This window comes from Aequorivita sp. IT1183 (assembly GCF_058068265.1).
Window position 1 is genome coordinate 296,834 of sequence record NZ_JBYRHS010000006.1, and the last position, 13,793, is coordinate 310,626.

15 protein-coding genes are annotated in these 13,793 nt (G+C 37.5%); 10 read left to right on the forward strand and 5 right to left on the reverse strand.

The annotated features are described in order from the left end of the window. Positions 1 to 77: 77 nt before the first annotated feature. The 4 genes from AC3RVF_RS14125 to AC3RVF_RS14140 form a co-directional block, all read right to left on the reverse strand. Positions 78 to 551: a hypothetical protein gene (locus tag AC3RVF_RS14125; RefSeq protein WP_489691877.1), complete on the reverse strand. Its 474-nt coding sequence runs from the start codon at positions 549 to 551 to the stop codon at positions 78 to 80. A gap of 82 nt (positions 552 to 633) precedes the next feature. Then, on the reverse strand, positions 634 to 2,940 hold the full coding sequence (locus tag AC3RVF_RS14130) for a M1 family metallopeptidase (protein WP_489693628.1): 2,307 nt from the start codon (positions 2,938 to 2,940) through the stop codon (positions 634 to 636). A 38-nt stretch (positions 2,941 to 2,978) separates the two neighbouring features. Continuing rightward, a complete protein-coding gene (locus AC3RVF_RS14135) occupies positions 2,979 to 3,482 on the reverse strand; it encodes a DUF6702 family protein (RefSeq protein ID WP_489693629.1) in 504 nt (167 codons plus the stop codon). 110 nt (positions 3,483 to 3,592) lie between these two features. Beyond that, on the reverse strand, positions 3,593 to 4,411 hold the full coding sequence (locus tag AC3RVF_RS14140) for a carboxypeptidase-like regulatory domain-containing protein (protein WP_489693630.1): 819 nt from the start codon (positions 4,409 to 4,411) through the stop codon (positions 3,593 to 3,595). Between the two features lie 88 nt (positions 4,412 to 4,499). On the opposite strand from AC3RVF_RS14140, the gene pepE reads away from it, so the two are divergent. Beyond that, entirely contained in the window at positions 4,500 to 5,240 is a 741-nt protein-coding gene (gene pepE, locus AC3RVF_RS14145) for a dipeptidase PepE (protein ID WP_489693631.1), read from the forward strand. 8 nt (positions 5,241 to 5,248) lie between these two features. Here pepE and AC3RVF_RS14150 read toward each other — a convergent pair whose 3' ends face one another. Beyond that, the gene (locus AC3RVF_RS14150; RefSeq protein WP_489691882.1) at positions 5,249 to 5,686 is read right to left on the reverse strand and encodes a GNAT family N-acetyltransferase; all 438 of its coding nucleotides are present in this window, start codon (positions 5,684 to 5,686) and stop codon (positions 5,249 to 5,251) included. A gap of 36 nt (positions 5,687 to 5,722) precedes the next feature. On the opposite strand from AC3RVF_RS14150, the gene AC3RVF_RS14155 reads away from it, so the two are divergent. The 9 genes from AC3RVF_RS14155 (at position 5,723) to AC3RVF_RS14195 (ending at position 13,793) form a co-directional block, all read left to right on the forward strand. Further along, on the forward strand, positions 5,723 to 6,466 hold the full coding sequence (locus AC3RVF_RS14155; protein WP_489691883.1) for a M15 family metallopeptidase: 744 nt from the start codon (positions 5,723 to 5,725) through the stop codon (positions 6,464 to 6,466). A gap of 86 nt (positions 6,467 to 6,552) precedes the next feature. Beyond that, positions 6,553 to 8,070 carry a 2,3-bisphosphoglycerate-independent phosphoglycerate mutase gene (gpmI, locus tag AC3RVF_RS14160; protein WP_489691884.1) on the forward strand — a complete coding sequence of 506 codons (1,518 nt, stop codon included), beginning with the start codon at positions 6,553 to 6,555 and terminating at the stop codon, positions 8,068 to 8,070. A 45-nt stretch (positions 8,071 to 8,115) separates the two neighbouring features. Continuing rightward, positions 8,116 to 8,547 carry a DoxX family protein gene (locus AC3RVF_RS14165; protein ID WP_489691885.1) on the forward strand — a complete coding sequence of 144 codons (432 nt, stop codon included), beginning with the start codon at positions 8,116 to 8,118 and terminating at the stop codon, positions 8,545 to 8,547. 37 nt (positions 8,548 to 8,584) lie between these two features. Further along, positions 8,585 to 9,175, forward strand: coding sequence for a thioredoxin family protein (locus AC3RVF_RS14170; RefSeq protein WP_489691886.1), 591 nt, complete (start codon positions 8,585 to 8,587; stop codon positions 9,173 to 9,175). A 51-nt stretch (positions 9,176 to 9,226) separates the two neighbouring features. Beyond that, positions 9,227 to 9,634, forward strand: a complete 408-nt coding sequence (locus tag AC3RVF_RS14175; RefSeq protein WP_489691887.1) for a BT0820 family HAD-type phosphatase — start codon at positions 9,227 to 9,229, stop codon at positions 9,632 to 9,634. A 5-nt stretch (positions 9,635 to 9,639) separates the two neighbouring features. Beyond that, positions 9,640 to 10,446, forward strand: coding sequence for a type I methionyl aminopeptidase (map, locus tag AC3RVF_RS14180; RefSeq protein ID WP_489691888.1), 807 nt, complete (start codon positions 9,640 to 9,642; stop codon positions 10,444 to 10,446). A 50-nt stretch (positions 10,447 to 10,496) separates the two neighbouring features. Beyond that, entirely contained in the window at positions 10,497 to 10,907 is a 411-nt protein-coding gene (locus AC3RVF_RS14185) for a GxxExxY protein (RefSeq protein ID WP_489691889.1), read from the forward strand. A 10-nt stretch (positions 10,908 to 10,917) separates the two neighbouring features. After that, positions 10,918 to 11,673: a class I SAM-dependent methyltransferase gene (locus AC3RVF_RS14190; protein ID WP_489691890.1), complete on the forward strand. Its 756-nt coding sequence runs from the start codon at positions 10,918 to 10,920 to the stop codon at positions 11,671 to 11,673. Positions 11,674 to 11,702: 29 nt separating this feature from the next. Beyond that, complete coding sequence (locus AC3RVF_RS14195) at positions 11,703 to 13,793, forward strand: T9SS type B sorting domain-containing protein (protein WP_489691891.1); 2,091 nt, start codon at positions 11,703 to 11,705, stop codon at positions 13,791 to 13,793.

The window sequence follows — 13,793 nt, forward strand, 5'->3', positions numbered from 1 at the left end:
GAAAGAAGCACAGGCGTGAATTTTTGCGTAGAAAATTTCTTTTTACTTGCGTTTATACGTTTTTGCAAAACGTTTCCCTAGCACCATTCGATTGTTTTTGTTTCAAAATTGATTGGTATTGGTCCGCCGGAACATCCCCCAATTTCCGCTGCATTTCGGTCCGTTTCCGTTTCTCCGATAATCCATTTGCCAGACTTATGTTTTAACAAAATTCCATTGATTATTATTTTTTCGCCAGTCAGAGGATTTATTTCGTTATTATATACGGTGATTCTATTTCCATCAATTTCTATCTGAACTGGAAGGTTTTCCATTCGTCCATCAAATTCCGCAAAGTATAATTCATATCTCATCTTTCCTTGAGGAATACTGTCGGTTTCTATTAATTCAGTTTTACGATTCTGTTTATTAAAACTTATTTGTTCTTTGTGAATAATATCATCACTATCAGTCCTTTTTCCCAAAACGGTTGCAATTAAAATTGTAAAGGCGATAAGCAATAGACTTCCTATTCCGACGAGTATTAATAATATGTCCCAGATTTTCTTCAAAATGCTTTACAGCTAGGCCTAATATAAATTAAAAACCTATTCATTTTTATAAGCCCAGTTCTCTCAAGATATAGCAACAGATTTAATCTGTCTGTGAATTCTTTTTAAACTTATCAAAAGCACCCAGTTTTTTGCGCTTTGGCCAGAAATTATTTGAAGTATCAATGTCTGCGGTTTCTTCATCGGGATCTACTTCAATCTTGGTGATTTCTTTTTCAGAAGCAATAACTTTCCCTACAGATTCGTCATTTTTTCTCCAAATTTGAGCAGGATAAGTTACGCGCTCACTTGTGCCATCGCTATAAGTATACTGCGCGATAATTGGCATTGGAATCCCACCAAGTTTTTCAAAAGTAACTTCGTAAAAATATTTAGGGCTTTTTAGATTCGCACGCTCTTCGGCTGGAACATTTTCCATTAAATAGTCATTAAGCGAAGTGATGTCTTCTAGTTTTGAATTACGCATACTTTCTTCAAAATCTTCACTTCCTTCTTCAATTAAATAAACCATTGGCGGCAAATCACTTTCAGAAACTCCGCGAGCGGTCATCATTTCTTTCACCTCTTTATTCATTTTTGAAGTAATGTAGAATTTTTTAACATCCTTCACCCCAATATCTACATAATCTGTGGTGTAAAACCACTCTCTCCAATACCAGTCCAAATCTACCGCTGAAGCGTCTTCCATAGTTCTGAAAAAATCCTCGGGCGTTGGGTGCTTAAACATCCATCGGTTTGCGTAGGTTTTAAATGCGAAGTCAAAAAGCTCACGACCCATAATGGTTTCGCGAAGAATATTGAGCGCTGTAGCTGGTTTAGCGTAGGCATTCGCGCCAAAGTTATAAGTGTTTAAACCTTTGGTCATAATGGGCGCCAACTGACTTTGATCGCCAGCCATATAATCCACAATTTTATTGGCAGGACCGCGACGAGACGGATATTTAGTATTTGGCGCAATAGCATTTGGATACGCTTCGGCAAAATCTTGCTCAGCCACGTATTGGGTAAAAGTATTTAAGCCTTCATCCATCCACGTCCATTGGCGTTCATCGCTGTTAATAATCATCGGGAAATAGTTGTGCCCAACTTCATGAATAATTACACTCATCATCCCGTATTTTGTGCGGTCGCTAATGTTTCCGTCTTTGTCTGGTCTTCCGTAATTCCAACAAATCATTGGGTATTCCATCCCTTGATTTTTCGCATTAACCGAAATAGCTTTCGGATAAGGATAATCAAAAGTCATTCTTGAATACGTCTTCAAAGTACTCGCCACGGCTCTTGTAGACCAATCTTCCCACAGCGGATTTCCTTCAGGTGGATACATTGAAACTGCCATCACTGTTCGGTTGCCCATTTTTACAGCCATCATATCCCAAATGTAGCGTCTGGAAGTAGCAAAAGCATAATCGCGAACATTTTCTGCTTTGAATTTCCAAGTCTTTTTATTAGTTGCAAATCCTTTTGAAGCAGCTTCAGCTTCCGCTTGGGTAACAATTAGTACTGGTTTATCAAAAGATTTCTGCGCCGCTTCGTAGCGATTCATCATTTCTTTTGTAAAAATATCTTTTGTGTTTTGAAGGTTTCCCGTTGCATCCAAAATATGATCTGCAGGAACGGTAATATTCACTTCAAAATTTCCAAAGGGAAGTGCAAACTCATCTCTTCCCCAAAACTGACTATTCTGCCAGCCTTCAACGTCGTTATAAACGGCCATTCTTGGGTAAAACTGTGCAATAACGAACCCTTTGTTGCCATCTTCAAAAATCTCATATCCACTTCGAGCACGGTCTAAAACGTGGTTATTAATATTATACCACCATTTAATTGAAAACACATATTTTTCGCCTGGCTTTAAAGGTTTTTGCATATCAATACGCATCATAGTTTGATTGATGGTATGCTTCAGCGGATTGCCTTTTTCGTCCTTTACTTCTTGTATATTAAAACCACCGTCGAAAGAATTGCCCATATGGTTTTTTACAAAGCTATTTACCATATCTGCGGGAACGGCACTTGATGGCTCAATCAAAGGCGATTTAGAATCTTTAGCTCGTACGTTTTGATCTAACTGAACCCATAAATATTCTAGTTGGTCTGGAGAATTATTAGTGTAAGTTATGGTTTCAAAACCTGTGAGTTTGTTGTTTTTATCATCCAACTCCACGTCCATTCTATAATCTGCTTGTTGTTGGTAATAACTTGGACCTGGCGCTCCACTGGCAGTACGGAACATATTGGGTGTAGAAAACTCTTCGTAAAGCTGTTTAAAACGGTTGATATTGTAATGGCCAGGGTCACGCTTTTGAGACTCTGTTTCATCTTGTGCTGAAACTGCGCCGGCAAACAGGAAAAGCCCCGTAAGTAGAAGAGAATTGAATAATCGCATATGTATTAGGAAATTTTAAAAAATGGATTGGCAATGTATTAATTAAATTTTAATTTTCCGCTAGGTTCGTCTTTGTCCAAGATTAAACTTCGGCGGCTCGTTTCGGTTTTTAGGTGAATTATGTTTTGCTGTTCGCTAAACTTATCCAGCAACACCTTATTTTCAATTTCAATATTTTTTAATTCTTTCACGCCCGTTACTTCTATATAAGCAATAAGCATATCGGTATCGTATTCTTTGCCAATATAATTTAGTTGAACAGGCTTGCCGTTCACTTTTATATTTATCTTTTGAAGAAGGTACTTTTCTAAATCTTCGTCTGCGGCTTCAGTTTCCTTTTTGGTATTCAGCGAAATTGAAGCATCATAACGCTGCTGAAGCGCATCTTCAATATCATCAGTAAAAATTTTAGTAATAATTTGAAGAGAATTTTTCTCCTTTACGTATTCAATCTTGGTAATACTAACATAAAATTTGTGCGCAGAAGTGCCCGAAATTAACGGTAATACTACTATTAAAAGGAGAATTCTAAAATACTTCATATTAAAAAGGGAGGCTAATGGAACATTAGACGGTCTATAAAATGGTTTGTTACAAATGTCTTTAGATTATTGCTTTTGAAATATTCTTCAGCAACATACCAAAGCACTTTTTACTCACCTCGTGCTTTGTATTCTTTACTTTTTTTGATAAGAAATTCCATCAACTGCATTTCGTTAATTGGCTTTAGTAATTCCTTATCTAAACCGTTTTCTTGAGCAAAGAACAGAAAATCTACAGCCTTATCTTCAGCAATTCCAAAGTTTGCCACAATAAAATCTTTACTAAAACGCTGCTGGATATTATTGCTTACAGTGCTTTGATCTTCTAATTTTTCTACAGGAGAAATCTTCTTACCTTTCGGAAAAAGTAACTGTCCCACCCCGCCTAAAAGCGCTAAAACATTTGCGCCATTCGTCAGCGCATTGCCGTGAAGAGCCTCCTCTGCAGCGTTGCCAGAAACAGAAGTTTTATCGTCTGGCACAAAAGTATAACCGTATTCCAAATTACCATAACTAAGATCCCAATCTTTCGTTACATTATAAGTCGGTATTTTCTTTACATCTACATTTATGTTTCCCGAAAGATCGTACGGTCGCACCACAACTTCTTCCAGCTGATTTACGGCAGCGTTTAGGAAAATATTCATCAGTTTTCTGTCCACAACGCCTTTATCCACTATAACGGTAAACGATTGGTATTGCAGAGCTGTAATCTGTATCCGATCGTTTTCGGCCAAATCAATTACGAAAGTCCCATCGACATTGGTAATGGTTCCTTTCTGTGAAGAAATATTGTAAACAGAAATTCCTTCCGCATCTTCACCTTGGGGAACATGTATTTTTCCAGAAACTTTTGTGCGGTCAATCTCTTGCGCAAAAATTGCGGGCGCAGCGACGATTAATAAAAGTAGAAGTAGCTTTTTTGTCATTCACTAAAAATACATATTTGTTTTGATAGCGAAAACTTAAAGTTTACAATCTCAATGATTAAATTTACAATTCTGAAAAATAACATAAATGAATAATACAGACTCAAAGAGATTCCCGGCTTCAAGGGAATTAATTATAGCAAGCACAAGCACCGTTTACGGCGGCGAATACCTCGATTATCTTACAGAAGAGATGACTGAACTTTTTAAAAATACCGAAGAAGTTATCTTTATTCCCTACGCGCGTCCGGGTGGAATTAGCCACGACGAGTACACTGAAAAAGCTGCTAAAGCATTCAATAAAATTGGCAAAAAACTAATTGGATTACACACTTTTGACAATCCAGTTGAAGCTCTAAAAAACGCGAAAGGTGCATTCACTGGCGGCGGAAACACTTTTGTATTAGTGAGCGCGCTTTACCGATTAGAGTTAATGCAACCGCTTCGCGAAGCTATTTTTAATGGTCTGCCGTATATGGGCACCAGTGCTGGCAGTAATATTTGTGGAGTTTCTATGCAAACTACGAACGATATGCCTATAGTGTATCCGCCTTCGTTTAAAACTTTGGGGGTTATTCCTTTCAATTTAAATCCGCATTATTTAGATCCAGACCTCGGTAGTAAGCATATGGGTGAAACCCGCGAAACTCGCATTGCAGAATTTCATACGCAAAACACTGTTCCCGTTGTTGGGCTACGCGAAGGCAGCTGGCTACGCGTAAAAGGAGAAGAAATTATTCTGAATGGCGAATTAAAAGCACGCGTCTTTGAACAAGGGAAAGATCCTTTTGAAGTGGAAAGTGGAACTATTCTGAATTTAGAATTCTGAATTCAGAATTACTTGAGTTCTTTTACAAAATGATACCCCTTCGCCACAAAACCTTGATTGTAGAAAAATTTATGTGAAGGAAAATTATGCACATAACTGTTTAGTTCAACCCAATTACAAGCTTTGTTTTTTGCGTAATTGCTAACAAAATCAATTAGTTTTTTACCGATCCCATGACCTCGGTAGGCATCGTCGATAATTACATGATCCATCTCAATACTTCTACCGGCATAGTGACGCGTTTGAAACCAAAGTCCGCAGATTCCAATTAACTTTTCAGCATCAAAAATTCCAAGGCACTCATAATTTTGTTGCGTCATTTCCTGCACACGCTCTTTTAGAATGGTTTCGGAAACTGAGAAATTTCCAAGTTTTTGCATTAAAGGGATAATGCTAAAAATTTCTGCGGGGTCAATAATACGGATTGAAATGGCGTTATCTTTCAAAATAATGGTAATTTTAAAACTTCACTAAAAAATAAAATGAAGCGAAACGAATTTATTAAAATTTCAGGTATTGCGGGGCTAAGTTTGGCCATTTTTCCACAGTTTTCTTTCAAAAACTTTTCAGAAGAATTTACTCGAAACCAATTAATTGGCAAAGGAAACCCAGATATAGTGGGCGATAGCTATACTTCCAAAATGCATAAAACAGCCAAGGAAGCATTTAACAGAATGAAAACTGCAGCCGCCAAAGATAATATTAAAATTGAAGTAGTTTCTTCGTATCGAAGCTTTCAACGACAAAAAGAAATATTTGAAGGCAAATACAAACGCTTCACTTCCGAAGGACTTTCACCCGAAAAGGCAATTGAAAAAATTATAGAATATTCCACCATTCCCGGCACCTCACGCCACCATTGGGGAACAGATATAGATATTATTGACGCCAACGCGCCACGACCTGCGAATGTATTAATGCCAGAAAATTTTCACGGCACGGGCCCCTTTTGTAATTTAAAAATGTGGCTAAACGACAATGCAGCTAAATTTGATTTTTACGAAGTTTACACAGACAACGGCAACCGCAAAGGCTTTAAATACGAGCCTTGGCATTTTAGTTATGCTCCAGTTTCCATCCCAATGTTGAAGGAGTACAAAGAAAGAATTGACGTAAAGAAAATGCTTTCTGAAGAAAAAATAATGGGGAACGAACATTTTTCTGAAGCATTTATTTCAAAATATGTAAAAGATAATATTCTGGATATTAATCCGAAATTGCTTTAAATAATTCAAAATTTAAGGTTTAAAATTCAAGGTTTAGCCTATGTTGGTTAACTTTGAATATTAAACCTTGAACCTTAAAAATTCCGATGAATAAAAAAGTCCTTTTAATGATTCTCGATGGTTGGGGAGTTACGCAAAATGCTTCGGTTTCTGCCGTCGCCCAAGCCAATACACCATTTATAGATTCACTTTACAAAAAATATCCACACGCACAATTGCTTACGCACGGCATGAATGTTGGCTTGCCCGAAGGCCAAATGGGCAATAGCGAAGTGGGCCACATGAATTTAGGTGCAGGAAGAATTGTTTATCAAGACCTCGCAAAAATAAATATTGCCGTTGAAAAAGGCACGTTGAAAAACGAACCTGAACTTCAAAAAGCATTTGCTTATGCAAAGTCTCAAAATAAAAACGTACACTTTTTAGGCCTCGTTTCTAATGGCGGTGTGCATTCGCATATTAATCATTTAAAAGGATTGTTAACTGCCGCACAAGAAGACGGACTAGAGAATGTTTATGTTCACGCTTTCACAGACGGTCGCGATGTGGATCCACATTCGGGGAAAGGATTTATTGCAGATTTACAAAATCACTTAGAAAATACAGGCGGGAAATTGGCTTCTATAATTGGGCGTTATTACGCTATGGATCGCGACAAACGTTGGGAACGTGTAAAAAAAGTTTATGATTTATTGGTCTTCGGAAAAGGAAAACCTTCAACAGATGCCCTAAATAGCATTGATGAAAGTTATGCCGAAGGAATTACCGATGAGTTCCTCGAACCAATTACAATGACGAATTCTGAAGGCAAGCCAGTTACAACTATTGAAAAAGATGATGTTGTAATTTTCTTCAATTTTAGAACCGATCGCGGCAGACAACTCACCGAGGTTTTAACCCAAAAAGATCACGACGCTTTGGGAATGAAAAAACTTCCGCTTTATTTTGTAACACTTACCAATTATGACGATTCCTTCGGAAATATGCACGTAGTTTACAACAAAGAAAACCTACACGACACTTTAGGTGAAATATTGGAGAAAAACGGAAAGAAGCAAATCCGGATTGCGGAAACTGAAAAATATCCACACGTAACTTTCTTCTTTTCCGGTGGAAGAGAAGTTCCTTTTGAAGGTGAAAAACGAATTCTTTGTCCCTCACCCAAAGTTGCTACGTACGATTTAAAACCCGAAATGAGCGCTTATGAGCTACGGGATATGATTTTGCCAGAAATTGAACAAGAAACTGCCGATTTTATTTGTTTAAACTTTGCCAATGCAGATATGGTAGGCCACACCGGAGTTTTTGAAGCTGCTGTAAAAGCCTGTGAAACTGTAGATAACTGCGCTCGCGCAATTGTGGAGCAAGCATTGGAAAGTCATTATGTTACAATCATAATTGCAGATCACGGAAATAGTGAAACAATGCGCAATCCCGACGGATCGCCAAATACCGCACACACGATTAATCCCGTACCAATCATAATTGTTGACAACGAAATTAAGGAAGTTAGAGACGGAATTTTGGGAGATATTGCTCCAACGATTCTCGATATTTTGGGCATTGAAAAACCCGAAATAATGACGCAACAATCTTTGATTTAAACTGTGGTAAGAATTTATAATTGTGAACGACTTAAAGTCTAAATTATGGTCGAAAAAATAATCAAACTCTTTCTTAGACTTGCAATTGCAGCAGGTTTTTTGTCTGCCTCCGCAGATCGATTTGGTTGGTGGCCGCAAGATATTTCGGCTTGGGGAAATTGGAACAGTTTTTTAGAATACACCGAAATAATAAATCCTTGGATTCCTATTTCATTAATTCCTACAGTAGCAATTGTAGCTACTGCCGCCGAAGTTATTTTTGCACTGTTTCTTATAATTGGATTTAAAACGGAGCTTTTCGCAAAATTAAGCGGGTTTCTTTTGTTGCTATTCGCTTTATCCATGACTTTTTCGACGGGGATAAAAGGCGTTTTCGATTATTCAGTTTTTAGTGCGGCTGCGGCTGCATTTGCCTTAAGTTTAATGAAGGAGAAATATTTAGAATTAGACTCCTTCTTTCATAAAAAAGCTGTTTAAAGACAGTAAATTTCACATCAATTTCAAAATAGAAAAAATGAAAAAAATACTTCTAATCATTTCAGCAATTACGATAGTTGCTTGCAATTCTTCAAAAGAAAAAAACCAAATAAACGAAAACGCTTCAAAGGAAATGATTTCAGAAAATTCAAAAGAGAAAATAAACGACACCGTGCCTTACGAAAATTCTGTAATGCTTTTAGGAAAAGCTAACCGTAAAGGTTTTAAAATGGATGCTTTTAAAGGTTGGTTTAATACGGGTTATGCAGATTATAAGGTAGATTCAGAAGCAATGGCAAAGCTAAAACCACTTTTAAAAGACGTAAACATTACCGTTTTTATGGGAACTTGGTGCGAAGATAGCCAACGCGAAACACCGCACTTTTATAAAATTCTTGACGATGCAGGATTTGATGAATCTAAACTCACTTTATATACTGTTTCCGCAGAAAAAACAACGCCTCAAGGGTTTGAGGAAGGAAAAAATATAACCAACGTGCCTACACTTATTTTCTACAAAGACGGAAATGAATTGGGCCGTATTGTAGAGTACCCGATAGAAAGCCTTGAAAAAGATATGCTCGCCATTTTGAGCGGAAAGGAATACAAGCACGCATACTCTGAATAAAACTTTAGCAATGGTATAATTCTTTGTAAATTTGCGGCTTGAAAAAAGACGATGATTAGAGAAACAATCACCATAGCCGTAGATTTTGACGGCACCATTGTAGAAGATGCTTATCCATCCATTGGTCGCCCTATTATTTTTGCTTTTGATACATTAAAGAAATTGCAACAAGAAGGGCATCGGCTTATTTTATGGACCTATCGCAAAGGCCAAACTTTGGAAGAAGCAGTAGCTTTTTGCAAAGAAAATGGAATTGTTTTTTATGCCGTAAACAACAGTTTTCCTGAAGAAGAATTTGATATCAACCACAGCCGAAAAATTCACGCTGATGTTTTTATAGACGACCGAAATATTGGCGGTCTTAAAAGTTGGGGCGAAATATATCAGCAACTTATTGGCGAAGCTGCGCCAGCAAAATCTAAAACACAGAAAAAAGGATTTTTCTCCTTTTTAAAATAGCACTTATGATAATACCCAAAACAAGAGAAGAAATTGAATTAATGCGTGAAAGTGCTTTGGTAGTATCCCGCACATTGGGAATGCTTGCAAAGGAAGTAAAACCAGGCGTTACCACCAATCAACTTAATAAAATGGCGGAAGAGTACATTAGAAGCCAAGACGCTATTCCGGGGTTTTTAGGATTATACGACTGTCCTTCTACCCTACTTACCAGCGTAAACGAAGCGGTTGTTCACGGGTTGCCTACAGATATTCCTTTGAAAGAAGGCGATATTGTGGCTATTGATTGTGGTTCTATCAAAAACGGGTTTTATGGCGATCACGCCTATACTTTTGAAGTTGGCGAAGTGGATGCTGAAACTAAAAAACTACTTAAAATAACAAAAGAATCACTCTATATCGGCATCCGCGAATTTAAATCTGGGAACCGCGTGGGCGATGTTGGTTTTGCTATACAAGAGTATTGCGAAGCACACGGCTACGGTGTTGTGCGTGAATTGGTGGGTCATGGTTTAGGAAGAAAAATGCACGAAGATCCTGAAATGCCAAACTACGGGCGTCGTGGTCGTGGAAAGAAATTTATTGAAGGAATGACCATTGCATTGGAGCCGATGATAAATTTAGGAACTCATAAAGTGAAGCAACTAAACGACGGCTGGACCATTGTAACTCAAGATGGAAAACCGAGCGCACACTTTGAACATGATATAGCTTTGGTAAACGGAAAACCAGAATTGCTTTCAACTTTCAAATATGTATATGAAGCATTGGGAATTGTTAGTGACGAGGAAAAAGAGTTTCGCGCAAGCTAAAAAAGCTATTACACAGAGTTACGCTGAGAAACTCAGAGATTCACAGAGAAATGGATAACGAATTAACAGAAACTATAATTGGTTCAGCAATAGAGGTACATCGCAGCCTCGGCCCTGGCTTATTGGAGTCTGCTTATCAAGAATGTTTGTTATTCGAGTTGCGGTCAAAAGGTTTGCTCGTTGAAAAGGAAAAAGCATTACCTATCGTTTATAAAGACGTTAAACTTGATCACGGATACAGAATTGATTTATTAGTGGAGAACAAAGTTGTGATAGAAATTAAAACTGTTGAAAGTTTTACAGATGTACATTCTGCTCAAGTTTTAATTTATTTAAAATTAGGTAATTATCCATTAGGCTTATTACTTAATTTTCATACAATTCTTTTAAAAAACGGCTTAAAAAGATTTATAAATTCTCAGTGCAACTCCGCGAAACCTCTGTGCAACTCTGCGAAATAACTTAAGATCATTGTTCAAAAAAATATTAAATATCATCCCGCGGCCGTTACTCATTAGATTGAGTATTATTGGCAGGCCAATTCTGGCTTTCTTTTTAAAAGGAAATAAACACACAGACCCAATTGATGGTAAGTCGTACCGGAAATTTCTTCCGTACGGTTATGAAGTGGTTCGCGAAAATGTACTTTCTCCCGGAACGCTTTCTTTGGAAAGACACAGATTATTTTGGCTCTATCTTCAAAATGAAACTGATTTTTTCACAAAAAATCTGAAAGTACTTCACTTTGCTCCCGAGCAGGCTTTTTATAAGAAATTCAGAAAAATGAAAAATCTGGATTACACTACTACCGACTTAAATTCGCCAATTGCCGATGTAAAAGCCGATATCTGCAATTTACCCTTTGGAGATAATGAATTCGATTTTATAATTTGCAATCACGTTTTGGAGCACATTCCCGATGACACAAAGGCGATGCAGGAAATTTATCGTGTTTTAGCACCCGGCGGAACAGCAATTCTTCAGGTTCCCTACAAAGCAAATTTAGAAAAAACATTTGAAGACAATAGTATTACAGACCCAAAAGAGCGCGCAAAAATATTCGGACAATATGACCACGTGCGAGTTTATGGAATGGATTATTTCACAAAATTAGAGCGTGTTGGCTTTAAAGTGGAAGCTGAAGATTATACAAAAACAATTTCTTCTTCTGAAATTGAAAAATTTCGACTTCCGTTAGGCGAATTAATTCCCGTATGTAAAAAATAATACGTTCATTTGTTCGAAACTTCGAATTAATGAAAATAAAATTACTCTTCCTTTTTCTTGGGTTTACTTTAAATGCTATAGCTCAAAATCCGAACGATTGTGTAAATGCAATAGTTATCTGTGGCGATTCAAGTTTGGGAATTGATCCCAGCGGAATAGGTTTTGATGAATTTTCACTACCTGACAATGAAGTTCCTCCCTGTTATTATTTCGATCAACATAACATTTGGTTTAAGTTTATCATAATTGGGTCTGGCACACTCACCTTCGATCTTGTACCCGACAACGGCGAAGACGATTATGACTTCGCTATTTATGGCCCTGTTGTAACCTGCACTACTTTAGGTAGTTCAATTAGATGTTCCAGCACCAATCCGCTGGCGGCAGGTGTGCAAGTTGCAACGGGATTGAACATGGATGAGACAGATGTAAACGAAGGTCCCGGAGAGGATGGCAATGGATACTTACAATATATAGATGCCACAGTGGGCGATGTTTATTATCTTTTAGTAGATCGCGCTGTTGGATCTGGGCCTTTGAGCCTATTTTATACAGGAACTGCAAAATTACCAAATAGCGTGGTTGCTAATCAGCCAGAAAATTTGGCTAATTGTGATACAGATGGCAATCAAGATGGTTTTACCGATTTCGATCTCGAGTTACAAACAGCCGATATAATTGGTTCACAAACTGATGTGACAGTTACTTATCACGAAACTTTAAACGATGCTAGTATTGGTATAAACCCATTGGCGAGTCCATACCATAGTATTGCAAACCCGCAAACTATTTATGCACGTATTCAAAGATCAAACGGATGTACAGATTTAACCACATTCACAATTGAGGTGGGCAGTCCCGAATTATTGACTCCTGAAGATGTTGTTCTTTGTGATTACGGTTTTAGTTCGCTTTATTTTTTGGACGCTATAATTCCAGAGGTAATTTTAGATCCAGAGGGATATGTTTTTAGTTATCACGAAACTGATCTTGATGCCAATAATAATACGAATCCGATAGGAAGAACTATCTATTTCACCGAAACCCCAACCACTGTATTTGTTCGGGTTTCAGATGAAAACGATCCGTTGTGTTACGCAGTAACTTCTTTTCAAGGTTATATAAATATAATTACACGAGCTACACAACCCGAAGGCTTTATTATTTGTGATGATGATTTTGATGGTCAAACTACAGTAAACCTTACTGAGAAGAATGCTGAAATCCTGAACAGACTTCCGGCTAGCGATTTTCAGATACTTTATTACACCTCTGCTGAGGACCGATTAAATGGTACTAATCCTGTTTCTGGAAGTTTTCAAAACACCGAAAACCCGCAGACAATTTATGTGACTATGTTGGAAATAGCTACGGGATGTTTTGATTATACCCAATTCAATATAGTTGTAAATCCAATGCCAGAACCATTATTTGATCAGGAAATGTATATCTACTGCTTAAACGCAACAGAACCCTTGAAGATTTCTGTGCAAGCGGGTTTTCAAAATTATGTATGGAATACTGGTGAAGACGGCGGCAATTTGAATAAAATTTTTGTGGACGCTCCAGGAACTTATACTGTTACCGTTACAAATTATTACGGATGTGAAGATAGCGTAAGCGTACAGGTTTTAGCTTCAGATGTTGCCACGATTATTGATATAAAAGTTATCGATTTTAATGGTTCTAACAATTCTATGGAAGTAATTGTAGAAGGACCTGGGCTTTATGAGTATGCGCTCGACACAGATTTAATATACCAGCAAAGCAACATTTTTACTGGGCTTACGAATGGTTATTACACCGTATTTGTTCGCGACAGGCGTGGTTGCGGTACAGTTTCGCAAGAGGTTTTAATTTTAGACTATCCGCGGTTTTTTACACCAAATAATGATGGCTTTAATGATTATTGGCAAATTATAGGAATGGACGAATTTCCAAGGGCGAAGATTTATATTTTTGATCGTTTTGGAAAATTTTTAAAGGCAATCCCACCACGTTCTATGGGTTGGGACGGCGCCAATCAAAAAGGAACTCCATTACCTTCAAGTGATTATTGGTTCACAATTGAAATTGAAAACAGACCCAAATACCGTGGGCATTTTACACTAAAGAGATAA